15 protein-coding genes are annotated in these 21,869 nt (G+C 70.2%); 8 read left to right on the forward strand and 7 right to left on the reverse strand.

Annotation, left to right across the window (positions count from 1 at the left end):
* The first annotated feature begins 113 nt into the window (after positions 1–113).
* From ACQPYY_RS32960 to ACQPYY_RS32970, 3 genes are all read left to right on the forward strand, one after another.
* The gene (locus tag ACQPYY_RS32960; RefSeq protein ID WP_379102593.1) at positions 114–1,250 is read left to right on the forward strand and encodes a DUF3068 domain-containing protein; all 1,137 of its coding nucleotides are present in this window, start codon (positions 114–116) and stop codon (positions 1,248–1,250) included.
* A 185-nt stretch (positions 1,251–1,435) separates the two neighbouring features.
* Positions 1,436–2,725, forward strand: coding sequence for a polysaccharide biosynthesis protein (locus ACQPYY_RS32965; protein WP_433594785.1), 1,290 nt, complete (start codon positions 1,436–1,438; stop codon positions 2,723–2,725).
* Positions 2,726–2,734: 9 nt separating this feature from the next.
* Positions 2,735–4,624 carry a hypothetical protein gene (locus tag ACQPYY_RS32970; protein WP_433592160.1) on the forward strand — a complete coding sequence of 630 codons (1,890 nt, stop codon included), beginning with the start codon at positions 2,735–2,737 and terminating at the stop codon, positions 4,622–4,624.
* A gap of 72 nt (positions 4,625–4,696) precedes the next feature.
* On the opposite strand, the gene ACQPYY_RS32975 is transcribed toward ACQPYY_RS32970, so the two are convergent.
* Positions 4,697–5,866, reverse strand: a complete 1,170-nt coding sequence (locus tag ACQPYY_RS32975; RefSeq protein WP_433592161.1) for a glycosyltransferase family 4 protein — start codon at positions 5,864–5,866, stop codon at positions 4,697–4,699.
* A gap of 266 nt (positions 5,867–6,132) precedes the next feature.
* Here ACQPYY_RS32975 and ACQPYY_RS32980 point away from each other — a divergent pair, with 266 nt between their 5' ends.
* A complete protein-coding gene (locus ACQPYY_RS32980) occupies positions 6,133–6,924 on the forward strand; it encodes a methyltransferase domain-containing protein (RefSeq protein WP_433592162.1) in 792 nt (263 codons plus the stop codon).
* Positions 6,925–6,939: 15 nt separating this feature from the next.
* Here the strand turns inward: ACQPYY_RS32980 and ACQPYY_RS32985 are convergent, their stop codons facing one another.
* Positions 6,940–7,242 carry a hypothetical protein gene (locus tag ACQPYY_RS32985; protein WP_379102602.1) on the reverse strand — a complete coding sequence of 101 codons (303 nt, stop codon included), beginning with the start codon at positions 7,240–7,242 and terminating at the stop codon, positions 6,940–6,942.
* A 203-nt stretch (positions 7,243–7,445) separates the two neighbouring features.
* A complete protein-coding gene (locus tag ACQPYY_RS32990) occupies positions 7,446–7,649 on the reverse strand; it encodes a hypothetical protein (protein ID WP_379102605.1) in 204 nt (67 codons plus the stop codon).
* A gap of 240 nt (positions 7,650–7,889) precedes the next feature.
* On the opposite strand from ACQPYY_RS32990, the gene ACQPYY_RS32995 reads away from it, so the two are divergent.
* A complete protein-coding gene (locus tag ACQPYY_RS32995; RefSeq protein WP_433592163.1) occupies positions 7,890–9,326 on the forward strand; it encodes an aldehyde dehydrogenase in 1,437 nt (478 codons plus the stop codon).
* Positions 9,327–9,386: 60 nt separating this feature from the next.
* On the opposite strand, the gene ACQPYY_RS33000 is transcribed toward ACQPYY_RS32995, so the two are convergent.
* The 3 genes from ACQPYY_RS33000 to ACQPYY_RS33010 all read right to left on the reverse strand — a co-directional run bounded on the left by ACQPYY_RS33000 (position 9,387) and on the right by ACQPYY_RS33010 (position 14,281).
* Positions 9,387–11,213: a phosphoenolpyruvate carboxykinase (GTP) gene (locus tag ACQPYY_RS33000; protein WP_433592164.1), complete on the reverse strand. Its 1,827-nt coding sequence runs from the start codon at positions 11,211–11,213 to the stop codon at positions 9,387–9,389.
* A 243-nt stretch (positions 11,214–11,456) separates the two neighbouring features.
* Positions 11,457–13,505 (reverse strand): hypothetical protein, encoded by a 2,049-nt coding sequence (locus ACQPYY_RS33005; RefSeq protein WP_433594786.1) that lies wholly within the window; start codon positions 13,503–13,505, stop codon positions 11,457–11,459.
* A gap of 107 nt (positions 13,506–13,612) precedes the next feature.
* The gene (locus ACQPYY_RS33010; RefSeq protein WP_433592165.1) at positions 13,613–14,281 is read right to left on the reverse strand and encodes a GTPase domain-containing protein; all 669 of its coding nucleotides are present in this window, start codon (positions 14,279–14,281) and stop codon (positions 13,613–13,615) included.
* 268 nt (positions 14,282–14,549) lie between these two features.
* Here ACQPYY_RS33010 and trmB point away from each other — a divergent pair, with 268 nt between their 5' ends.
* Genes trmB through ACQPYY_RS33025 form a run of 3 tightly spaced genes read left to right on the forward strand, consistent with a single transcriptional unit; the run spans position 14,550 to position 19,488 of the window.
* Positions 14,550–15,404 (forward strand): tRNA (guanosine(46)-N7)-methyltransferase TrmB, encoded by an 855-nt coding sequence (trmB, locus tag ACQPYY_RS33015; protein ID WP_379102616.1) that lies wholly within the window; start codon positions 14,550–14,552, stop codon positions 15,402–15,404.
* Entirely contained in the window at positions 15,401–16,171 is a 771-nt protein-coding gene (locus tag ACQPYY_RS33020) for an NYN domain-containing protein (RefSeq protein WP_357094131.1), read from the forward strand. Before trmB ends, ACQPYY_RS33020 begins: the two co-directional genes overlap by 4 nt.
* Positions 16,171–19,488, forward strand: coding sequence for an MMPL family transporter (locus ACQPYY_RS33025; protein ID WP_433592166.1), 3,318 nt, complete (start codon positions 16,171–16,173; stop codon positions 19,486–19,488). Before ACQPYY_RS33020 ends, ACQPYY_RS33025 begins: the two co-directional genes overlap by 1 nt.
* Positions 19,489–19,548: 60 nt before the next feature.
* Here the strand turns inward: ACQPYY_RS33025 and ACQPYY_RS33030 are convergent, their stop codons facing one another.
* Positions 19,549–21,822: a DUF2339 domain-containing protein gene (locus tag ACQPYY_RS33030; RefSeq protein WP_433592167.1), complete on the reverse strand. Its 2,274-nt coding sequence runs from the start codon at positions 21,820–21,822 to the stop codon at positions 19,549–19,551.
* Between the last annotated feature and the right edge of the window lie 47 nt (positions 21,823–21,869).

Below are 21,869 nucleotides of genomic sequence, written 5' to 3' on the forward strand. Positions count from 1 at the left end.
CTGCCTCGGCCGCACTCAGGGACCGCTCGGACTGTTAGTGTCTGGGCTCACGAGTGCTGCGCGGCGACCGCAGTACTGGAAGAAACACGCGTTCGACGACGAGGAGAACCTGCATGGCACTCAGTGCCGGTACCAGAAGGACGGTTGCCTGCGTACTCGTGGGGCTCGGCGCGATGCTGCTTGTCGCTGCCATCATGATTCCCACGTACACGGTGAGCCGCCTCGCGAAGACGCCGTTGGATCTGGAGATCACGACCGTCGCGACCAACCCGCAGACCGGGGCGCCCAGTGAGGTGCTGGACTCGAAGTCGCTGACTTCGACGACCGGCTCGGCGAAGGTGGACCAGAACGTCCCGCTCGTCTCGCAGCGCTTCCTCACCGTCGAAAACCCGTCCGACGCTTCGGAAATGACCATTCAGGCCGGTCAGACCCTGCGTCGTACGGACAAGCAGGGCGACACCGGCCTGCTGACCGCGAGCATCGACCGCGTCACGGTGGACCGCAAGACCGGTGAGCCGGTGGAGTCGGTCGACGGCGGCCCGAACGGCGCGATCGCCGTGACGGTCGACAAGAAGGGCGAGTCGGTCATGGACCCGGTGCAGCACAAGGGTCTGCAGTACCGCTTCCCGATCGGCACCGAGAAGAAGACGTACCCGTACTTCGATCTCAACACTCGCAAGACCTACGACGCCCCGTTCGTCGAGGAAACCGAGATCAACAGCCTGAAGGTCTACCACTTCCAGATGACGGCGCCGGTCACCGACCTGTCCACCGTCGCGAACTCGCCGACCAACAAGCTGACCCTGCCCGCCGCCAAGTGGGGCGTGGAGGGCGACGGCGACGTCACCATGGCGCGCTACTACACCAACGTCCGCGACCTGTGGGTCGAGCCGGACACCGGCACCGTCATCAAGGGCCAGGAGCAGATTCACCTGTTCTACGCCCGCTCCGGTGACAAGCCCGAGGTGACCGCGCTCAAGTCGACCCTGGTGTTCGACGAGAACACCATCGAGTCGCAGATCTCGGTGGCCAAGGAGAACATCGACAAGCTGTCGCTCTACGGCCGCACCCTGCCCATCATCCTCGGCGTCCTCGGCCTGCTGTTCCTGATCGCCGGCATCGTGCTCGGCCTGCTCGGCAAGAACGGCGACGGCCGGACCCCGGCCCGCCGCGTCCCCGCCCCCGCGGGCGGCCCGGCGCCCTCGTTCGACGCGCCGACCCAGCAGATCGACATGAACAAGCGCCCCTGACGGCACCCGTTCCCGGCGGCCCAGCACCTTTCTCAGGTGCTGGGCCGCTGTCGTTGACGGACACACGTCCGGGTTGCGCGGGGTGGCGGGCCGGAGGCCGGACCCCGGATGGGAGCATTGCGGGCGTGTCTGTTGTACGCCGTCTGCCCGTGGTCAAGGACCTGACCTTGGTGACGGCGGGGGCCATGACCGCGAATGTCGCGGGGTATCTGCTGCAATTGCTCGCCAGCCGCTGGCTGGGGGTAGCGGGATACAGCTCCTTCGCGAGCCTGCTGGCGATCCAGGTGCTGTGCGCCGTGCCCGCGCTGGCCTTGCAGAACGTGGTCGCGCGCGAAGTGGTTCGCGGCGCACCCGTGACGGCCGTACGCACACTCGCGCTGCGCTGTGCCGCACTGGTCGCGGCGGCCGCGGTCGTGCTGGCGCCGATCGTCGCCCTCGTCTTGAAGGTGAGTGTCGCGGCCGCCGCGGGCGCGCTCTGCTCCGCTCCCCTGCTGGTCCTGCTCGCGGGCGAACAAGGGATTCTCCAGGGTGGCAGCCGATTCCGGCCGCTGGCGTGGGTGCTGGGCGGCGCGGCGATCCTCCGGGTGACTCCGGCCCTGGTCGCGCTCGCGGTCGGCGGCGGGCCCGCGCCCGCACTCTGGGCGGGCGCCGCCGGGGCGGCGGTCGCGGCCGTCGCCGCCCGGCGCGTCGCCGACACGGTCGGCGCCCCGCACCCCGAATCCCCAGTCACGCAGGGGGGATCCTCGGGGCGGACGGCGGCGGGCGGCTCCGGGAACGCGGCGCAGGCTGGTGCGGCCGAGGCGGCGGCTCCGGTCCCATCCGTCGGCGAACGCACGCGTGATGCGGCCCTCGGGGTGGTGCCGGTCTTCCGGGCGGCGCAGGTGCAGGCGGCATTGATGGCGTTGTCGTCGGCCGATCTGCTCATCTCGCGAATCGTGCTCAGCGAGAACGATGCCGGGCGGTACGCACTGGGTGCGATCGCGGCCAAGATCGCGTTCTGGCTGCCGCAGGCCGTCGGCGTGGTGCTGTATCCACAGATGGCGCGGCCCAAGCATTCCGCGCGGGCCATGCGGTCCGCGCTGGCGGTGCTGATGGGGATCGGCGCGGTCACGGTGCTCGGGGCCGCGCTGGCCGCCCCGCTGGCCCCCTTGTTCGCGGGACGCGACTACGCGCCGATCCAAGGGCTGCTGTGGCTGTTCGCGCTCGACGGCGCCCTGCTCGCCGTTCTGCAGGCGGTGCTGTTGTCGGCGATCGCGGCCGACCGCACCGCGCCCGCGGCGATCACCTGGGTCGGGCTGGGCGTCGGGGTGACGGTCATGCTGACCTGTGCCCACTCGGTGCTCACACTGATTCTCATCGCCACGGTCACCGCGGCCGTCACCACCCTGGTCCTGACCGCGGTCACCCTGCGCACCGCCCGCGACGACGCCGAGACCCCTTCGCGGGTCCCCGATCTCGGACCGACCGGAACGTAGGGTGCCGGTGTGAACGCGGTGGGCGGAGAACGGCGGTGGCGCGGGCTGATCCCGGCCGGGTACAGCCTGCTGCTGTCCGTGATCGTCCTGGGCCCGCTGCTCGGCCCCGGCTACCTGCTCCTGCGCGACGCCGTCAGCACCCCGCGCTCGTATCTCACCGACTCCGCGCTCGGGCTCGGTGACGCCGCACCCCGCGCGGTGCCGCAGGACGCGCTGATCGCCACCCTGTCCGCGGTCGTCGACGGCGGACTGATCGTCAAAGCGATTCTCCTGATGGCCCTCTGGCTGTCCGGCTGGGGCGCCGCGATCCTGGCCCGCGACCTGTTGCGGATCTCGCTGGGCCCGCAGCTGGTCGCGACGACCGTCGCCGTCTGGAATCCGTACGTGGCCGAACGTCTGCTCCAAGGACATTGGAGCCTGCTCACGGGCTACGCCGCCCTGCCCTGGATCGCCCTGCTCGCCTGGCGGTTACGCGCGGGCCCGGACCCAGCTCGAGCGAGCGCGGACGTGGCAGCACGCCACACGCGACGCCTCGGCTCCGTGGGCGGGTGGGCCGGGCTGGCGGGCTGTCTGGCCGCGGCGGGTCTCACGCCCACCGGATCCCTGCTCGCCGGTACGGTGACGCTCGTGCTGGTGGGCCGCCGGAATCTGGCCGGCGCGGTGGTGCTCTGGATCCTCTCCGCTGCCCCGTGGCTCACCGCGACCGCGCTCTCCGGCGCCGCCGCGGAACCCTCCGATCCGGCAGGCGTCGCGGCCTTCGCGGCCCGCGCGGAACCGTGGCTCGGCACCCTGGGCAGCCTCGCCGGGCTGGGCGGCATCTGGAACGGCACGGCCGTTCCCGGCTCACGCACAACCTTTTTCGCCCTGGTGGGGACTGCGCTGTTGCTCGCCCTGGTGGCGACCGGCGTGCGTACGGTGGTCAGCCGATCCCCGGAAGAAGCTGCGACCGTGCCGAATACGGGGACCGACCACGGACTCGTCGTTCGCCGCCGACTGGTGTGGTTGGGGCTCGCGGCGATCGTGTTGCCCGCGTTCGGGGCGACCGGGTGGGGGCTGGCGGCGGGCGAGTTCCTGGTGCGTGAGGTGCCGGGAACCGGGCTGCTGCGGGATACCCAGAAGTATGTGGCGCTGGCGGTTCCGGCGTACGCGTTGTGCGCGGCGGCGGGGTGCCTGGTGATGGGACGCTGGATCTCCCGCCTGGTGGTGGACGAAACGAGCGACCGGCCCCGGCGGGCCCGAACCGGCGGGGCCGCGGCGCTTTTCCTAGCGATCCTGTTCCTGGCGCTGCCGGATATGACGTGGGGTGTCGGTGGCGCACTGCGACCGGTGCACTATCCGGACGGGTGGCGGAAGGTCGCCGCCGCGGTGGGCGCGCCCGGTGATGTGGCGGTGCTGCCGGGCGGGATGTTCCGCAAGTTCCGGTATTCGGGGAGCGCGCCGGTGCTGGATCCCGCACCGCGCATGCTGCCGCGAGATGTGTTGCAGACCGGGGAGCTTCCGGTGCGCGGCGGCAGTGTGGCCGGTGAGGGCGCGCGCGCCCGGAACGTGGAGAGCCTGCTGCTGCGCGGTGGGTCCGTGCGCGAGCTGGCCGGCCTCGGCGTTGGCTGGGTGCTGGTCGAGGGTGGTACGCCCGGGCCGTCGGGTGATTCGAAAACCGTTCTGGCCCAGCTGACTCCGGTCTACGCGGATCTGGATGTGCAGCTGTATAAGGTGCCGGGCGAGATCGCCACGCACGAGGCTTCCGCGAGCAGCCGCCGGATCGCCGGGGCCGCGCACCTGCTGTGGGCCGCGCTGCTGACCGGCGGATTCCTCACCGCCGCAGTCTTTTCGGTGCGGCGCGGGTCAGTCCCGCGGGAATCCGAGCGCGAATCCCGCACCGATCACGACAACGCTGATTAGCGCGATGACGACGATGATCCACATGCCTCGATGCCGGGAATCATCACCGCGTCGCGGCGGGACTTCGGCGAATCAGACGCGCGCGGGCGCGATCAGCCCGCTCACCCGCTGACCGCGGGTCACCGCGGACAGCACCTCGTAGACGCCGTTTCCGGTTTGCTCCCAGGAGAATTCACGTGCCCGCGCCCGCGCTTTCTCCCCCAGCACGGTGCGGGCCTCGCTGTCGCGGAGTAGTTCCCCGACGGCCGCGGTGAGCTGGGCGGAGTCGTCGACCAGGAGCCCGGTGACGCCGTCCACGACGGAATCGGTGAGCCCGCGCGAACTCCGGTAGCCGACGGTCGGCACCCCGTGCTGGGCGGCTTCGATGACAGCCAGTCCCCAGCCCTCCTTGCGGGAGGGCAGCACGTGCACCCAGGCGCGGGCCAGCAGGCGATGCTTCTCGTCCTCGTCGACGTGCCCGTGGAAGGTGACCGCGTCGGCGATGCCGAGCTCCCGGGCGTGCGCGCGCAGATTCTCGTCCCACCAGCCGCCGCCGACCACATCCAGGTGCAGGCCGGGGATGCTGTCGCGCAGTCCGGCGACCGCCGCCATGGCGTCCTCGATCTGCTTGTGCGGCACCAGCCGCGAGAGCACCACGATGCTCGGATGCGGGGTGCGGGCGGATTCGTCTCCGGCGGGCACGCATTCGGGGATGGGCTCCGCGCCATTGCGCACCACCGCGATCCGCGGCGCGTCCACGCCGAGCGCGGTGAGCTCTTCCGCGGACGGCAGCGACACCGTGAGGTACTGGTCGCCCCGGTGCACGCGCGGCGAGAGCCGCGATTCGATCCACCACCCGATCCGGCCGACGAGCTTCCCGGCCACCGGCCACTGCTCCCGATGCCCGTGGTGCACCAGCACCACGGTCGGCGCGGCCGTCACGGTGCGAGCGAAGAAGGGGATCCCGTTCTGGGTATCGATGACCGCGTCGGGCCGCAGCCCCTGCAGCGGTCCGAGTCCGACCCGCCCGAGCGCGATGGCGGCCAGCGCCCGCGGGTACACAGTGAACCGTCCCCCGCCGCGACTGATCTCGATCCCGTTGACCGATTCCCGCCGCGCCGCCCCCGGATATCCGGCGGTCCGCAGCGTCACCTTCACGCCGCGCGCGGCCAGCTGCGCGCCGACCTGCTCCAGATACCGCTCACTCCCCCCGCCCTGCGGATGCCCGGTGTCGCGCCAGCACAGCAGCAGCACTTCACGCACGGGCGAATCTCCAGGACAGAGTAGGTAGGCGGACAGACAATGGGCTCAACCGTACCGGTTCCCCCGAACTTCAGTGGACAGCCCGGAGCATTCATCGGATCGCATCCGGTACTCGCGCGACGGAACGACTGGTTTGGCGAGGTGAGAGTAACTACTGGGATACCCAGAATCGGGTTGGGCTCCGAACCCGCCGGCACGGTGCAGGGCGGTGAGCGGATTCCAGGCCGCCCGCTGAAGTCGCGGAGAGGCGGGTTAGCCTTGCCGCCGTGCTTCGAGCCGATCAGACCAGAGTGCGCCGTCCGCGATTCGCCCGCCGGGCGACGCTGCGACGCTCGCTGCGGTTGCTGGGCAGCTTCCGGTTCGAGCAGACCGATCCGGCCGTGTTCTACGGGGGTGTGGCCACCGATACGGCCGAGCTGGTGTCGGACTTCTACCGGGATCTGACCGGGCAGTCGCTGCGCGGCACCGTGGTGCTGGACGTGGGCGGCGGGCCCGGCTATTTCGCGGACGAGTTCGGTCGCGCGGGCGCGCGCTATCTACCGGTCGAACCGGACCCCTCGGAAATGCACGCGGCCGGGTTGCGGGTCGCGGGCGCGGTGCGCGGGTCGGGCATGGCCTTGCCGTTCCGCGACGACGCGGTGGAGGTGTGCGTCTCCTCGAATGTGGCCGAGCACGTGCCGCAGCCGTGGGTGATGGCGGCCGAGATGCTGCGGGTGACGAAACCCGGTGGCCTCATGGTGTTTTCGTACACGGTGTGGCACGGCCCGTTCGGCGGGCACGAGACCGGGCCGTGGCATTACCTGGGCGGGGAATACGCGGCCAGGCGGTATCGCCGCAAGCACGGGCGGGAGCCGAAGAACCGCTTCGGGCGTTCGCTGTTCGCGGTGAGCGCGGCCGAGGGCGTGCGCTGGGCCGCGGCGGCACCGGACGACATCGAGATCCTGGCGGTGTTCCCGCGCTACCACCCGCGCTGGGCATGGTGGGTCGTTCGGGTTCCCGTGCTGCGGGAGCTGCTGGTCAGCAACCTGGTGGTGGTGGCCGCCAAGCGGCCGCGCTAGCCCACCCGGGCGCGCTCAGCGGAGGGAGAAGCCGCGCCGCCACACCCGGCGGAAGCCGGTGCAGGCCTCGGATTCGCCCCACGGTGACTCCTGGGTTGCCAACCCCACGGTCTCCATAGCGGTCAGGCCGACCTGACCGGCGAGGTCGTTCACGGCGGCAACCGCCTCGGCCGCCAGTAATGCGGCGGTGGCTTGCGCTGTGGTGAGGGTCCGGCCGGGTAGAAAGGACACCACCCATCCGCCCGCGCCGACGCTTTTCGCCTGATGCGGCGTGAGATCGCTGGTCATCAGCGCTCTGCCGACCACTTGCACCGCCATGACTCGGACTCCCCTGTGCGGTAACGGTTCATGTTACGAGCGAGCTATCCACGGTAGCTATAAAGCATGCTCGCTATGGCTTCCGAATGCAATAGTGCGTTCGGCGAAAATCGAACCGACAGCTCGGGATTCGATTGTTCGGAGCGCTGACGATTTGCCACAGGTATGCGGAAGTGCTTGCGCCGCTACACGTCCGGCGCGGATCAGTCCTCCGGCATCAGAAGCCGCAGTGCCGGTTGCCCTTTCCGGACAGTCGGATAGGTCGCCTCCACGACCTCCACCCGCCACCCGGACGGCAACACCCGCTGCAATTGGCCCGCCGCGCGCTGCATGGGCGTGCTGATCACCGAAGAGTCGGTATCGGACAACTCATTCACCAGGAAGTCATCGAGCCGCGTATCAGCCATGCGGGGGATCTACCTTTCGAAGAGCTATGGAATAGCAACCGACCGAAGTGGTGGAGAAAGGTGTTCTGACCCGAGCATAGGCCACGGCCGGGCAACCAAGATTTCAAACCGCGTATTACCTCGCCGGTAACAAGGGTGCTTAGAAACCGAGAGGTCCAATTTCAAAGAAAATCCCGGTCAACGGGACGATGGGCCGTCAGGACACGGACAATCCGGGGCAAAAAACTGTAACGTGTTCTCATGGAGTACCAGAGTCTGTTCATCGGTGGCCGCTGGACCGCGCCGGCCGGCCCCGACACCCTGCCCGTCGTCTCGCCCGCAACCCTGGAAACTGTCGGCAGCGTGCCCGTCGTCACCCGCGCCGACGTGGACGCCGCGGTCGCCGCCGCCCGCCGGGCCTTCGACAGCGGGCCCTGGCCCGCCACCCCGCCGGAGGAACGCGCCGCTCTGCTGTCGCGCGTCGTCGCGCTGCTGGACCAGAAGTCCGGGGACATCGCCAACGCGCTCTCCGCCGAGACCGGTGCGCCGCCGATGGTCGCCAGCACCCTCAACTACGTCTCCGGCCGCGCCACCCTCGACTTCTACGCCGGCCTCGGGAAGTCCTTCCCCTGGACCGAGTCCCGCACCGGCCTGTTCGGCACCGCCCGCGTCTCGCGTGAACCGGTCGGCGTGGTCGCCGCCGTCATCGCCTGGAACGTGCCCATCTTCCTGGCCATCAACAAGCTCGCCCCCGCCCTGCTGGCCGGGTGCAGCGTGGTCCTCAAGCCCGCGCCGCTGACCCCGCTGGCCACCAACCTGCTGGCCGACATCTTCGCCGAGGCCGGACTGCCCGAGGGCGTGCTCTCGGTGCTGCCCGCCGAGGCCGACGCCTCCGAGTACCTGGTCTCGCACCCGGGCATCGACAAGGTGACCTTCACCGGCAGCTCCGCCGTCGGCCGCAAGATCGCGAGCATCGCGGGCAGCCAGCTCAAGCGGTGTTCGCTGGAACTCGGCGGCAAGTCGGCCGCGATCCTGCTGCCCGACATGAACATCGAGGACATGCCGAAGCTGGCCTTCTCCGGCCTGATGAACAGCGGCCAGGCCTGCGTGGCCCAGACCCGCATCCTCGCCCCCCGCAGCCGCTACGACGAGATCCTGGAGGCCCTCACCGCATCGGTGGACCTGTTCCCGCTGGGCCTGCCCGACGATCCGGCCGCCCAGCTCGGCCCGCTCATCTCGAAGGCGCAGCGCGAACGCGTCGAAGGCTACATCGCCAAGGGCAAGGACGAGGGCGCGCGTCTGATCCGCGGCGGCGGCCGCCCCGACGACCTGCCCGGCTGGTACGTCCAGCCCACCGTCTTCGCCGACGTGGACAACGGCATGACCATCGCCCGCGAGGAGATCTTCGGCCCGGTCCTGTCGGTCCTCCCGTACGACACCGAGGAGGAGGCCATCGCGATCGCGAACGACAGCGACTACGGCCTCGCCGGTTCGGTGTGGACCGCCGACATCGAGCACGGCGCGACGGTCGCCTCGAAGGTGCGTACCGGCACCTACGCCATCAACTGGTACGCCTTCGACGCGTGCGCGCCCTTCGGCGGCTACAAGACCTCCGGCATCGGCCGCGAGAACGGCCCCGAGGGCCTCGACGCCTACTGCGAGACCAAGTCCCTGCTCATGCCCATGGGCACCGCGTAACCAGCTGAACGAAAAGGCTCGCCCGCACAATCCGTGCGGGCGAGCCTTTTTCGTTCGGTCTTACGCGAGACGCTGCTTGAGAGCCTCGAACTCGTCACGCAGGCCCGAAGGCAGCTTGTCGCCGATGAACTGGAACCACTCCTCGATCGAGGGCAGCTCGTTCCGCCACTCCTCGACGTTGACCGCGAGGGCCTCGTCGACGTCGCCGGCGGTCACATCCAGGCCCTCGAGGTCGAGGTTCGCCGCGACCGGCACATTGCCGATCGGGGTGGCGGTGGCCTCGGAGCGGCCCTCGATGCGGCCGACGATCCACTCCAGCACGCGGGAGTTCTCACCGAATCCGGGCCACAGGAAGCGGCCGTCGTCGCCACGGCGGAACCAGTTGACGTAGAAGATCTTCGGCAGCGCCTGGGCGTCGGCGTTCTTGCCGAGGGTGATCCAGTGGTTCAGGTAGTCACCCACGTGGTAGCCCATGAACGGCAGCATGGCCATCGGGTCGCGGCGGACGGTGCCGACCTTGCCCTCGGCGGCGGCGGTCTGCTCGGAGCCCACGGTCGAGCCCATGAACACGCCGTGCTGCCAGTCGAAGGACTCGGTCACCAGCGGGATGGTGGTCTTGCGGCGACCGCCGAACAGGATGGCCGAGATCGGCACGCCCTGCGGGTCGTCCCACTCGGGGGCCAGGGTGGGGCACTGCGACATCGGGGTGCAGTAGCGCGAGTTCGGGTGCGCGGCGAGGGTTTCCGACTCGCGCTCGTACCAGTCGTTGCCCTTCCAGTCGACGAGGTGGTCCGGAGTGCCCTCGAGGCCCTCCCACCACACGTCGTTGTCGTCGGTGAGAGCGACGTTGGTGTAGACGGTGTTGCCGGCCTCCATGGTGGCCATGGCGTTCGGGTTCGAGCTGCGGTTGGTGCCGGGGGCGACACCGAAGAAGCCGAACTCCGGGTTGACGGCATATAGTCGGCCGTCCGCGCCGAAGCGCATCCACGCGATGTCGTCACCGAGGGTCTCGGCGCGCCAGCCCGGGATGGTCGGCTGGATCATGGCGAGGTTGGTCTTGCCACAGGCCGACGGGAACGCCGCGGCGATGTAGTAGGCCTTGTTCTCGGGCGAGATCAGCTTGAGGATCAACATGTGCTCGGCCAGCCAGCCCTCGTCGTGCGCCATGGCCGAGGCGATACGCAGCGAGTAGCACTTCTTGCCCAGCAGCGCGTTGCCGCCGTAACCCGAACCGTAGGACCAGATCTCGCGGTCCTCGGGGAAGTGGGTGATGTACTTGGTGTCGTTGCACGGCCACGGCACGTCGGCCTGGCCCTCGGCGAGCGGGGCGCCGACGGAGTGCAGCGCCTTCACGAAGGGGCGGTCGGTGCCCAGCTTCTCGAGGGCGGCCCGGCCGGCGCGGGTCATCACGCGCATGGAGACCACGACGTACTCGGAGTCGGTGATCTCGACGCCCAGCTTGGGGTCCTCGGCGCCGAGCGGGCCCATGCAGAAGGGCACCACGTACATGGTGCGGCCCTTCATGGAGCCGCGGTACAGCTCGGTCATGGTGGCGCGCATCTCGGCCGGGTCGACCCAGTTGTTGGTCGGACCGGCGTCGGCCTCGTTCTTGGAGCAGATGTAGGTGCGCGATTCGACGCGGGCCACATCGGAGGGGTCGGAGAGCGCCAGGTACGAGTTGGGCTTCTTCGACTCGTTCAGCTTCTTGAAGGTGCCGGCGGCGACCAGCTGCTCGGAGAGACGGGCCGCTTCCTCTTCGGACCCATCCGACCAGACCACGCGGTCGGGCTGGGTGAGTTCTGCGACCTCCTGTACCCAGGCAAGCAGTTCCTTGTGCTCGGTGGGCGCGGTGCCATCGTGAAGACCAGGAATGGTCGCTGAGGTCATGAAAACTCTCCTGAGATGGGCGGCCCCGATGAGCATCGAGCCGAGGAGCGCGGCTCGCGACACCGAGTGCCACCAATTGCGGCAAGGCTCCCGTCGGTCCCGCACGTGCGCCCATACCGGCTGGACGCATGTACAGGAACTCGGCGGATGCCCTGGTTCCTGCCATAGAGGTTAACGCCATATATCGCGCTGTACGGAATCGGGTTGTCCAGTCGGTACCGGGTCGAAACCTCCGACCAGCTGCTATACGAATTCGAGTGCGACCAGGTCACGTTCGCATGCCTGCACGAGCGCAGGTCGCCGCTGCGCCGCGTGCCGCAATTGCGCCTCCAATTCACCGACCCGCAAATCGGTTTCGACCATGCGGGCGGCGGCACTGCCGAGCACCTCGTCGGTGAGCCGTTCCTCGGCGTCCACCAGGGCGGTGGCGACCCGCTGTTCCAGTCCCGCGCGGGCGTCGACCAGCGCGTCGGCCACCCATTGCCGCAGGTGAGCGCCCTCGGCGAGGCGTCGGCGGGCGCGCACCACCCAGCCCGCGCCCGCGGCACCCAGGACCAGACTGATCGGCATGATCGCGTAGTCGAAGGCCTGCAACAGGGCCAGCGGCGTCACCAGCAGCCGCCCCAGCCCGAACCCCGCCGAGGCCCCCAGCACCAGGACCAGGTGGTCTTCGACGGCCCGCAGCCGCGGTCCCGGCGTCGGCGCGGCGCTCGACGCCCGGTCCGCGGGGGCCGGAAAAGATATATGCCATTCCGCCGCGACGGATTCCTCGACCTGACGGCACAATTCGCCGATCCGGGACCGAATCGACCGATCCATCTCCTGTGTGAGTTTTTCCACACATTCGCCGACGCGCCGCGGAAATTCGGCGAGCGCATTCCGCGCCAACCCGTCGATCTCATCGCGCAGCTCGCCGTGCAAGCCCCGAATCCGCGCCCCGACCTCGTGCAACAGCTCCACCCGAGCCAACTGCGCCCGATTCCGCACCACGCTCATCGCCGCCCCGCGACCCCCGTCCCCCACCGCCAGCAACCGCGCCCGCTCCTCCCGCAACCCCGCCACGTCCCCGCCGTCCCGCACCTTCCCCAACTGCCGCCGAATCCGCTGCCGCGTCTCCTCCAGCACCCGCTCCCGCACGATCGCCATCTGATCCCCCACGGCCCCGGCCCCCGCCGCGGCCACCAGTCGCGCGTGCAACAACCCCACCCCCGACCGATCCACCAGCGCCGCATCCCCTGCCACTCGCCCGACCGCCGCCATCCGCCCCGATACCGGCACGATCTCGTCCCCGCCGGTCCCGGCCGCCTCGAGTAACTCCGCGTCCAGCTTCCGCACCTCCCGCCACTCGCGGTGTGCGTGAATCCCGTCGAGCGCGAACACGATCCGCGTGCCGTCGGCCCGCAATCCCCGCACCCGACCCAGCAGCTCTCCGCCGATCAGCGCACCGGCATCGAGTACGACCAGCGCCACACGGTACGGCCGGGACCTCGGGTCATCGCCATCGTTCCCGTCGGGCGCATCGGTTCCAGCGCTGAGCTTGCCGTCGCCCACCCGGCCACCGTCCGCCGCGGCGCTTGTGATGATGAGGTCGAGACGCGGCTGCAACCGGGCCAGTTCCACCCGCAATGCGGCGGCGAGGGATGTGTCCGCGGCGATGAGCGCGACCGCCGGGGGCGCCGGCGGCTCCGGGACCAGCATTCCGCGCAGCAACGCCAGTCCGTGCGGATTCCAGCGCATGACAACGGATTCCGCGGCCTCGGGCAGCGCTCCCGATACCGGGGCCGGGCCGGCTTCGCCTACCGCGGCCCCGGGACTGCGCCGGCCCTCTGGCAGCTCGGCGATGAGATCGACCTCTTCAGGCTGCCGCTGTCGCTGACTCCGGCGCCCACGGTCACCGTGCGGATCGGGACGCGGCCCGGTCGCGGGTTCGGCCGCCACCGGCGCGTTCGGCTCGCTCGCGGCGGTCCGGATCAACGGCGGCAGGTCGAGGCCACCGCCTCCGGCCGGTACCTGGGCCGTGGGCTGCGCTCCGGGCCCGGTGACCTGCCGGAGGCTCGGGGTCGGGATCGACAGCGGGTCTCGCGTCGCGGAGACCCGCACCGGCGGCGGCAATTCGAGGCCATGGCCCGCGGTCCGGGGGTTCCGCTCGCTCTCGGGGCCCGTTTCGGGCTGCGCCGCAACGGGTTCCGCGACACGGGCCGTCGCCTCGGAGGCTTCTGGGAGGGTATCCGGCTGTGGCAGGTCCGAGTCCGGCCGCGGGAGCGGTGGTTCGGTGGGACGGTGTGCTGGCATCAACACCGCTGATTCGTTCCTGCCGATGCGTTCGGCTTGCCCGGTCGACGCATTCGGCCCCGCCGATCTCGGCGGGGCCACGGCGAGATCGTCCGTCGCGAGGCGGATCATTCGGCCGGTTCGGCTGCAGCGGCTTCGTAGCGGCGGTGCAGTTCGCGGTGGAGCGGGTCGATTCCGCTGGCGCAGTGCAGTATGTGGAGCAGGAGCTGGGCCGGGAGACGTGGCGCGTGACGCAGGGCGGTCAAGGCGCACGAGACGCCGTACAGGTCCCAGCGGTCGAGCAGGGTGTGGCGAGCGTCGCGGCCGGGGGCGACATCCGGGGCCAGGAAGAGGTCGTGGGACAGGGTGAGGGGTGGGTCCGGGTCGTCGCGGTAGCGGCGCAGCGTGGTCAGATCGGTATCGGTGAGGGCGCCCGCGCGCGTGCGCGCGGCGAGGGTGGCGACCACCGGGAAGACCGGCAGGCCGAGGTCGGTGGCGAGGGTCTCGGCGGCGGCGGCCGCGTCGGACCAGCGGATGCCGATGGCGTCGGCCTTGTTCAGTGCGACGAGGGTCCGGGCCGGGGGCAGGGTGGCGAGAATGCGGCGGTCTGCGGGGTCGGCCAGGCCGGGCAGGACATAGAGGAGAAGGTCGGCGTCGAGGATCGGGGCCGGATGCCCGGGCTGGTCAATCGACCGGGTCTCCTCGGCGGTGAGCAGGGAGAGAGCGCGGCAGAGGGTGGTTTTTCCGGCGCGGGCACGGCCGGTGACCTGGATGCGCGGCGTTCGCCGGGGCGGCACGCGGGCAGCGTAGCGGGCGGATGCGGAGGTGGGGGCGGAAAACTCTCACGGAACTCACAATCAAGACCGCGCGGTCGGGGACGCGGGCTCGGAGGCGCCCCGCCACAGGTGGTGGAAATGGCAACTACCGCAAGGTGAGTCACCGTGCGGTCGTCATCGCGCGTGGTCGCGTCGGCGTGTCCGGTGTGGCGTCCGGCCTGGCAGCCGGATTGATCTTGGCCGTCGGAACCCGTGGTCGATTGCTGCGCTAAGGATCGAATACTGGACAATGGACGCCGTGAACGACGCCGCGAACCCCTCTGCCGAGCCAGCTCCCGGGCCGCGGTCCGCCGACCCCGCCGGTGACCCCGGTCACCCGGAGAACGCCGCCGCCGAGTCGGAGCAGACCGCCGGCCGCGAGCGCCCCGTCGGCGGCAACCGGCTCTATCCCCGGGTCACCAGCTTCCGCGCCCGCCGCGGCGCGGTGTCGCCCGCCCGCCAGGACTCCTGGGATCGGGTGTGGCCGGTGATCGGCAAGGACGTGTCCGACGAAAAGCTGGACGCCGACGCCTGGTTCGGCCGCTCGGCCCCGCTGATCATCGAGATCGGCTGCGGCACCGGCACGGCCACCGCGGCCATGGCGCAGGCCGAGCCGGAGTTCAACCTGATCGGCATCGAGGTCTACAAGCCGGGTCTGGCGCAGCTGGTGCAGCGGGTGGAGCGGGAGGGGATCGACAATCTACGGCTGCTGCGCGGCGATGCCGTGGATGTCCTGGAAAATATGATTGCTCCCGAATCGCTGACGGGCGTGCGCGTGTTCTTTCCGGACCCGTGGCCCAAGGCTCGCCATCACAAGCGGCGGCTGTTGCAGCCGGAAACCTTCGCACTCATCGCAAGTCGGCTGATTCCGGGCGGTGTGTTGCACGTCGCGACCGACCATGCGGACTACGCGGAGTGGATCGGCCTGTACGGCAATGCGGAACCCCAGCTCATCGGCATGAACGAGCCCACCGGCGGGGACCCCGACGCGTATCGAAACAAGGCACCGATTGGTTTCGAACGTCCGATTACCAAGTTCGAAAACAAAGGACTCCGCGCGGGTAGCGCCATCACCGAGTTCATCTGGGGGAAGATCGAATCATGAGCGTCAGTGAGATGACCCCGGAGGTCGCGGAAGTTGCCGGAATAATGCACGGCGGCGACTCGACCGGACTACAGGGCACCACCGGGCTCCACGGCAACGCAGCCGTCGCCATTGGCGGCACCGCCACCGACGTACGCCGCGTGCTGTTGGTCTGGGATGCACCGAATCTCGATATGGGCCTGGGCGCCATCCTCGGCGGCCGCCCCACCGCCGCCTACCGCCCGCGCTTCGACGCGCTGGGCCGCTGGCTGCTGGCCCGCACCGCCGAACTGTCGGTGGGCAGCACCACCCGGGTGGAGCCCGAGGCCACCGTCTTCACCAATATCGCGCCCGGCACCGCCGATGTGGTGCGACCCTGGGTCGAGGCGCTACGCAATGTCGGCTACGCCGTCTTCGCCAAACCCAAGATCGACGAAGACTCCGACGTGGACAGCGACATGCTCGGCCACATCGAGCTACGCCGCCGCGGCGCCGGACTGGCCGGGATCATGGTGGCCTCCGCCGACGGGCAGGCGTTCCGCGCGCCCCTCGAGGAGATCGCCGCTTCCGGCGTGCCTGTTCAGGTACTGGGTTTCCGCGAGCACGCGAGTTGGGCCGTCACGTCGGATATTCTCGAATTCATCGACCTCGAGGACATCCCGGGCGTGTTCCGTGAACCGCTGCCCAGGGTCAGCCTCGACTCGCTGCCCGACGAGGGTGCGTGGCTGCAGCCGTTCCGGCCGCTGTCGGCCCTGCTCACCTCCCGCCCCGCTCAAGGAGTCGCTTAGTGTTCACCCGCTGGGGCGACCTGGTCTACAAGCTGCGCTACACCGTCCTGGGTGTGGTCGTCGCCGCACTGCTCTCGTTGGGAGCGTTCGGGTTCGGGCTGGAGGACCATCTCAGCTCCAGCGGATGGGACGACCCGACCTCGGAGTCGACCGCGGCCGCGCAGCTCAAGGACAAGGTTTACAACCGCGACCACAACAGCGACGTGGTGCTGCTCTACACCGCGCCCGACGGCAAGACCGTCGACGATCCGGCGTGGAATCAGAAGGTCATCCAGTCCCTGAACGACCTGCCCAAGCAGCACCCGGAGATCACGCAGGTCAACGCGTCGCCGTGGAAGACCGAGACCGGTCAGCAGCTGGCGCAGGCGGTGAGCCCGGATCGCAAGCATGCCTTCGCGACGGTCGCCATCAAGGGCGACAACGACACCGAGATCATGCGCAACTACCGGAATGTGAAGAGCGCCTTCACCGTTCCGGACGTGACGGTCGAGGTCGGCGGCATGCAGCCGATCGCGGGCACCCTGAACGACACCATGGCGCAGGACCAGAAGCGCATGGAGATCATCGCGATTCCGGTGGTCGCGGTGCTGTTGTTCTTCATCTTCGGCGGTGTCGTCGCGGCCGCGCTGCCGCTGATCATCGGTGGCCTCACCGTGCTCGGCGCGAACGGCATCGTCATGGGGATCACGAAGTTCACCGAGGTGAATTCGTTCGTCTCCCCGGTGGTTTCGATGATCGGCCTGGGCCTGGCCATCGACTACGGCCTGTTCATAGTCAGCCGCTTCCGAGAGGAAGTGGCCGACGGCTACGACACCAAATCGGCGGTGCGGCGCACGGTGCAGACCGCCGGCCGCACGGTCATCTTCTCGGCGACCATGATCATCGCCGCCAGCGCCGGCATGCTGCTGTTCCCGCAGGGCTTCCTGAAGTCCGTGGCCTACGGCACCATCGCGACCGTCGCGCTGGCCGCGATCTCCGCGCTCACCGTCCTGCCCGCGTTGCTGTCCATTCTCGGGCCGCGCGTGGATGCCCTGGGCCTCAAGCGTTTCCGCAAGGAGAAGACCACCGAGGAGATCGAGAACGGCTTCTGGGGCCGGATGACCGCGTGGGTCATGAAGCACCCGCTGAAGGTGGCCATCCCGATCACCATCGGCCTGCTGCTGCTCATCATCCCGGTGAAGAACCTGCAGTTCGGCGGTATCTCGGAGACCTATCTCCCGCCGGACAATTCGACCCGTCTGGCGCAGCAGCACTTCGACGAAGTGTTCCCGATGCGCAAGTCCGATCCGCTGCAGCTGGTCATCATCACCGATGATTCGCGCAGTGTGGGACCGCTGATCAGCGAGGCCAACGCGAATACGCCGGGCCTGCTGGCGAACGGCAAGTTCCAGATCCCGTCGAAGCCGCCGAACGGCTCCAACGTGTGGGTCTCGGAAGGTCGCCTGGAGAAGGGCGCGGACAAGGCCGCCGCCATCGACTCGCTGCGCGCCATGGAGGTGCCCGAGGGCGTCGACATGATGGTGACCGGTCAGCCCGCCATCGAACAGGATTCGATCAGCGCGCTGCTGGACCGCATGCCGTTGATGATCGCCCTGGTGGTGCTGGTGACCACCATCCTGATGTTCCTCACCTTCGGCTCGCTGGTGCTGCCCATCAAGGCGGCGCTGATGAGCGCGCTCGGCCTGGGGTCCACGCTCGGCATCCTGACCTGGATCTTCATCGACGGTCACGGCGCGGGCCTGTTGAACTTCACGCCGCAGCCGATCATGTCGCCGGTGCTGGTCCTGATCATCTCCGTGGTCTACGGCCTGTCCATCGACTACGAGGTGTTCCTGATCTCCCGCATGGTGGAGGCCCGCACACAGGGCGCGAGCACCACCGAGGCGGTGCGCGCGGGCACCGCGCAGACCGGCCGCATCATCACCGCGGCCGCGCTCATCCTGCTGGTGGTCACGGGCGCGTTCGCGTTCTCGGATCTGGTGATGATGCAGTACATCGCCTACGGCATGGTGTCGGCGCTGTTCATCGACGCGACCGTGCTGCGCATGCTGCTGGTCCCGGCCACCATGAAGCTGCTCGGCGACGACTGCTGGTGGGCGCCCAAGTGGATGAAGAAGGTTCAGCAGAAGATCGGCCTGGGCGAGCCCATCCTCGACGATGAGCGGCCCGGCGGCGGCGAGGTGGTGGACCTGGTCAAGACCACCCCGATCACCGACCCGGTCACCATGCAGATCCCGATCGTCTCCGACGGTTCCACGCCCGCGCGCCCGCGCAAGCCGCGCCCGCGCCGCACCGTCGACGTGGACAGCGAGGCCCCGACCCAGCGCATCGACACGGTGACGCCGGCCGAGTCCACGCCGCCCGCCGACAACACGCCGCAGCCGCCGGAGCACACCGCGCAGCAGGCGGAGAGCGCCGCGCCCGCTCCGGAACCGGAGCGCCCCCGAACCGGATTCCCGTCCGCCACAGCGCGTCCCGGCTTCGGCGTCACGCCGTCGACCACCGCGCCCCCGGCCTTCGCCAAGCCCACGGGCATCACCGAACCCAGCACCGAGGCGACCTTCGGCCCGCCGGTCGAGGCCTTCGGGACCGCGCCGGAGACCTACGGCGCGCCCGTGGAGTCGGTTCCGCCGCTGGCCCCGCGCCGGGTGATCAGCGCGGCCGCCGCGGAAGCGCCGACCACAGAACTCGGTTCCGTCCCGCCGGTCGCCCCGGCCGGACCCGCCGAGTCCGCCGCGCCCCGCGGCCCGGTGACCCCGATCGGCGACTTCGCCTCGCCCACACGTGGTTCCGCCCCCGGTCTGCCGCAGCGCAAGCCCGAACAGCCCGCCGCGCCCGCCGCGAGCCAGGCGTACGGCCAGGACGTGAGCTTCACGCCCCCGCCCGCCCCGGTCACGCCGGCGAGTTCGGTGCCGTCGATCTCGCAGCCCGCACCGCCGGTCACCCCGGTGCCGCCGGCGCCGCAGCCCGAGGCGACACCACCCGCGTCCACGGTCGGGTCGGAGCGGGTGCTGCCGCCGCCCGCGCCGAAGATCGCGCCGCATCCGGCCACCCGGGCCCAGTTGTACCAGCCGCAGCCGGAGGGCGAGCAGCCCGCGCCGGAAGCCGCTCCCGCGGAACATCATCCGGCGCATCACGCGGCCGGTGAGCAGCCCGAGGACGGCGCCGGGCGCAGCAGCATCGAGCAGTGGATGTCGGATCTGCGCACCTCCCGTCGTCGTCCCGGCAAGCCGGACGAGGACGACGCCAAGCACCGCGGCGGTGAGGGGCGGCAGGTGAGCGTCAACGAACTGCTGCGTCGCCAGAACAACGACTGATACGCCACGACGCAGGAAGGCCCGGCCGAATTCTCGGCCGGGCCTTCCTTTTTCGCCGCTCTAGGTGCGCGCGTTCAGATCGGCGAAGGCCCGCGCGTAGCGGGTGCCGACCATCAGCAGCAGCACACCCACCACCAGGAACGCGGCCGCGCGCAGCAGGCCGGCCAGGGTGGCCAGGTCGAACAGGAACAGCTTGGCCAGGGCCGCGCCGGTGAGCAGCAGTCCCGCCACCAGCGCTACCTTCGCCTGCGGCGACTTGCGCGAGAGCCGGCGCAGGCCGAACAGCAGGGCGGCGGTGGCCGCGGCCATCCAGATCACCGTGGCGATGCCGTGTCCGGCGAGGAACCCGTCGCGGCTGCCGGTGGCGACGCCGAGCGAGACGGTCAGGGCGGTCACCGCGTACAGCCCGCCGATCCCGGCGAACACCGACAGGACGGCGGCGTCGGACTCCCGGTCGAGCAGACCCAGACGACGCGCGGTCCAGGCCGCGACCGCCAGCACCGCGAGCAGGAACACCGCCGACAACGCGGTCGAAATACTCAGGTGCGCTTCGGCTTCCGCCTGCCCCGCCAGCGTGGCCGGGTCGGCGCGGAACAGGAACGCGACCGCGCCCAGCCCGCCGTAGACCGCGCCGAGCGCGGACGCGAACCGCGATCGCTGCTGTCCGGCCGCCGCCAGGAAGCCCATGGCGACCACGAACAGCGCCGTCGGCAGCGTCTGGACCTCGGTCACGCCGACACACGCTTCGAGCAGCGCGACCGCACCGGCCAGCGTGGACACCACCGCCAGGTGCCCCGGAATTCGCGCGGCGGCACCGAGTTTCGGCACCCACGGCACCGCCGCGACCAGCAGCAGCACCGTCGCGACCGCACCGGCCACCACCGTCGGCCCGGTGCGCCCGGAGAACAGCACGGGCGCGGCCAGCATCGGCACGGTCGCCGCCCCGAAGCTCAGGCTCGCGGTCACGTCACCCGCCCGCAGCCGCCCGGCGAGCACCGCACCGATCAGCCCGGTCACCGCGATGACGATCGCGGCGGCCAGCGCCTGATACCGGTCCGGGCCCGCGCCCGAATCGAGGGCCGTGCCGACCACCGCGAGCAGGGTCACCAGCACCGCCGGAATCGTCCGAATCACGTGCAGCCACGGCCAATCCCGCACCAACTGCACCGGCAGGGCGGCGATCTGCAACACGATCAGGAAGCCGACCAGAAGCATCAACTCCGTCGACACGAACGGCGCGAGCACCGCCGCCCCGGCGGTGACCAGCACGGCCAGACCCTGGGAGTTCCACCGCATGGCGAGCGCCACGCCCCCGGCCGCGATCCCGAACGCCACCACGTACCCCACCACCGGATCCAGCCACCGGTACATCGTGGTCATGGCGACGACATCCAGATATCCCCCGGCGATACCGGTGGCCGCCAAGGCGATTCCCCCGACCCGGCCCCCCGGCTTGGCGAACACCCGTGCCCCGACACCCACCAGTGCGGCCGAGAACAAGCCACCGGCAAGAACTCTCGGCACCGGCCCGAAGAACCCCGCCTGGGCCGCCAGCACCAGCAGCATGACCACACCGATCAACGTGACCGCCACCCCGGCCACGGCCAGCACCCGGCTGATCACGCCTTCCCGCTGCCACCACGGCTCCCGCGCCGGCCGCCCGGCCACCACCCGCCGCTGCCGCGGCAACCCGGGCATCGGCGACAGCGGCTGCGCACCCGGACCAGCCCACCCCGGCCGAGCCGCGCCGACCGGACCTGGAACGGGCTGCCCCACCGGCATTCCCATCGGACCCGCGGGCGGGATCCACCCGGAGGCGGGCGGGATCGGCGCACCCGGCGCACCGGGCATCCCTACACCTGACGCGGGCGGCTGCCCCCACCCGGCCGCCGGAGCGGCCCCGGACACTCCCGGGATCGGAACCCACTGCTGCGCAGGCCATCCCGGCGCACCGACGGGTGGCGGCCCCCACAGGGGCGCGGCCCCGGCCGGACCGGACCCCGGCGCGCTCCGGACCGGAACCTCCTGCCCCGGCGGAACTGTCCCCTGAACGGGCTGTCCGCTCTGCTGAGCAGCGGCAACTCCGTCGAGTGCGCCCGGAACGCCCGGTTCCGGCCGCTGTTCCGTGACGGAGACGGTCGACGGGGCCTCGGAACCGCCCGCTCCGGCAACGCCCGTGCCGGTCGCGGTCTGTGCCGCGGTGCGCATGGATTCGGCGAGGACCTGCGTGTGCAGGGTGTCGAGGTCGCGGCCTAGGATGTTCAGGTGCTCGCCGAGCGAGGTGAATTCGGTCGACAGCCGCGCGATCAGGCGGGGATCGATGGCGGGATTCATGCCCGCAATGCTCCCGACCTGGGGGTTCTGCCACATGAGTAGAAACA

This window comes from Nocardia sp. CA-145437, assembly GCF_050956485.1.
Lineage (GTDB): Bacteria > Actinomycetota > Actinomycetes > Mycobacteriales > Mycobacteriaceae > Nocardia.

Coding starts and splice junctions, on each gene's coding strand:
- ACQPYY_RS32960 (WP_379102593.1), top strand. CDS start 114: ATGGCACTCAGTGCCGGTACCAGAAGGACGGTTGCCTGCGTACTCGTG.
- ACQPYY_RS32965 (WP_433594785.1), top strand. CDS start 1,436: ATGACCGCGAATGTCGCGGGGTATCTGCTGCAATTGCTCGCCAGCCGC.
- ACQPYY_RS32985 (WP_379102602.1), bottom strand. CDS start 7,242: ATGGCGGTGCAAGTGGTCGGCAGAGCGCTGATGACCAGCGATCTCACG.
- ACQPYY_RS32990 (WP_379102605.1), bottom strand. CDS start 7,649: ATGGCTGATACGCGGCTCGATGACTTCCTGGTGAATGAGTTGTCCGAT.
- ACQPYY_RS32995 (WP_433592163.1), top strand. CDS start 7,890: ATGGAGTACCAGAGTCTGTTCATCGGTGGCCGCTGGACCGCGCCGGCC.
- ACQPYY_RS33000 (WP_433592164.1), bottom strand. CDS start 11,213: ATGACCTCAGCGACCATTCCTGGTCTTCACGATGGCACCGCGCCCACC.
- ACQPYY_RS33005 (WP_433594786.1), bottom strand. CDS start 13,505: ATGCCAGCACACCGTCCCACCGAACCACCGCTCCCGCGGCCGGACTCG.
- trmB (WP_379102616.1), top strand. CDS start 14,550: ATGGACGCCGTGAACGACGCCGCGAACCCCTCTGCCGAGCCAGCTCCC.
- ACQPYY_RS33020 (WP_357094131.1), top strand. CDS start 15,401: ATGAGCGTCAGTGAGATGACCCCGGAGGTCGCGGAAGTTGCCGGAATA.
- ACQPYY_RS33030 (WP_433592167.1), bottom strand. CDS start 21,822: ATGAATCCCGCCATCGATCCCCGCCTGATCGCGCGGCTGTCGACCGAA.